General features: G+C 72.2%; 2 protein-coding genes, 1 pseudogene and 1 riboswitch. Of the genes and pseudogenes, 1 reads left to right on the forward strand and 2 read right to left on the reverse strand.

Annotated features, from left to right (window positions below):
* Positions 1 to 134 (reverse strand): hotdog domain-containing protein (locus BM355_RS14990; RefSeq protein ID WP_425435647.1); only part of this gene is annotated, 134 nt, incomplete at its 3' end.
* Positions 135 to 214: 80 nt separating this feature from the next.
* A riboswitch (SAM riboswitch) is annotated at positions 215 to 308 on the forward strand.
* A 77-nt stretch (positions 309 to 385) separates the two neighbouring features.
* On the opposite strand from BM355_RS14990, the gene BM355_RS13970 reads away from it, so the two are divergent.
* Positions 386 to 1,684, forward strand: coding sequence for an acyl-CoA dehydrogenase family protein (locus BM355_RS13970; RefSeq protein WP_091699760.1), 1,299 nt, complete (start codon positions 386 to 388; stop codon positions 1,682 to 1,684).
* Here the strand turns inward: BM355_RS13970 and BM355_RS14745 are convergent.
* Positions 1,668 to 1,762 (reverse strand): annotated as a pseudogene (locus tag BM355_RS14745) (enoyl-CoA hydratase/isomerase family protein); the annotation flags it as partial. The gene BM355_RS13970 and the pseudogene BM355_RS14745 sit on opposite strands and share 17 nt — an antisense overlap.

The raw sequence follows: 1,762 nt of genomic DNA on the forward strand, positions 1-1,762 counted from the left end.
GCCGTGAGGGCGTCTCCGATCCGGCCCGGGTTCAGGTAGGTGACGGCGAGCTGGGCGGTGGCGGTCTTCTCGCTCTCCTCCAGCCCGTCCCGCACAGCCTCGCCCATGGCGGCGTCCAGCAGCGTGGCGATCAGCCCTCCCTAGACACCCCCGTCTGCGTCACACGACGCCATGTGACGGCGCTCTCCGTCCCGTGCCGCCTAGTCTGACCGCATCACCATCCAGAGCGGCTGAGAGACCTGGCTCCGTGACGCCGCAGCAACCCGTGGGGCCTCCCCGACGGGTGCTACCGCCAGGACCGATGGAGACCCGGTCCCGCATCGCCCGGCCTTGAGCCGCGTCGGCGGGCACCGCGATTCGTCGGTGTGACCGAGAGGACCGCCGCATGTGCACCGCCTACACCGCCCTGTCCGCCCGCTTCCAGCCGCTCTTCGACCAGATCGCGGCCGGATCGCTGGAACGGGACCTGGAGCGCCGGTTGCCGTTCGAGGAGGTGCGGATGCTGGACCAGGCCGGGTTCGGCGCGCTGCGCGTCCCGCAGGAGCACGGCGGGCCGGAGGCCAGCATCGAGGACTTCATCCGTCTGCTGATCGACCTGGCGGAGGCGGACTCGAACATCGCCCACCTGTACCGCTCCCACGCCGGCTTCGTGGAGTCCCTCCGCTTCCTTCCCGACGACGTCCAGGCCACCTGGTATCCACGGGTCCTGGCCGGTGTCACGGTGGGGAACGCGTCCACCGAGAAGGGCGGGAACCGTCTGGGGACGCTCAACACAGTGCTGCGGCCCACCGAGGACGGGTGGACGCTGAACGGCCGGAAGTTCTACGCCACCGGCTCGATCTTCTCCGACTACACCCGGGTCTCCGCGGCGGTGCAGGACGCAGACGGCACGGTGCAGCCCGGACGCCGGTTCGCCCTGGTGCCCACCGATGCGGACGGCGTCACCCTGGAGGACGACTGGGACGGGTTCGGGCAGAAGCTGACCGGCACCGGCACCGCCGTGTTCGATCAGGTCCAGCTCCCGGAGGACGCCGTGCTGGGCCGCACCGTGGGGACCCCGGAGGCCATTCATGAGGCAGGGTTCTTCCAGCTGGTGCTGTTGGCGGTGCTGGCCGGGATCGCCCGGGCGGCCCGCCGGGACGCCGCCGCTACGGTGGCCGGCCGGGCGCGCACGTTCAACACCGGCTCCGGCTTGCCGTTCCGGGAGGATCCGCTCATCCAGGAGGCCACCGGCCGGATCGCGGCCTCGGCCTTCTCCGCCGAGGCCACGGTGCTGCACGCGGCCCGTGCCTTCGACGACGCCCTGGCGGCGGCCGCCGCCACCGGAGCTGACCGCTTCGGCCACCAGGGTGAGGTGCCCCGGGAGCTGCATCTGGCGGAGGTCGCCGTGGAGCACGCCCAGGTGACCGTCCCCGAGCTGGCCCTGCGTGCCGCCCAGGACCTGTTCCTGACCGTGGGGGCCTCGGCGACCTCTACGGCCCAGGGGCTGGACCGGCACTGGCGCAACGCCCAGACCGTGGCGACCCACAACCCCATCGCCTTCCGTGCCCGGGCCCTGGGCGACTACTGGATCAACGGCACGCTCCCGGAGGGGCTGAACGCCATCGGGGACGCGGTGCGCAGCGGCGCGAAGACGGGTGCGGCCTCGGCCGCTGGTCCAGGAACCGTCAGCCCCGGCCGGTGAAGTTCGGCTTGCGCTTCTCCTGGAAGGCCTTGAAGCCCTCGGCGTAGTCGGCGGTGCCGCAGAGATCGCCCTGGGCCC

The sequence above is a fragment of the Micrococcus terreus genome (genome assembly GCF_900116905.1).
Taxonomy (GTDB): Bacteria; Actinomycetota; Actinomycetes; order Actinomycetales; family Micrococcaceae; genus Citricoccus; species Citricoccus terreus.

Bases quoted from the DNA above. Each gene is read 5' to 3' on its own strand.
- BM355_RS13970 (WP_091699760.1), top strand. From the start codon at position 386: ATGTGCACCGCCTACACCGCCCTGTCCGCCCGCTTCCAGCCGCTCTTC.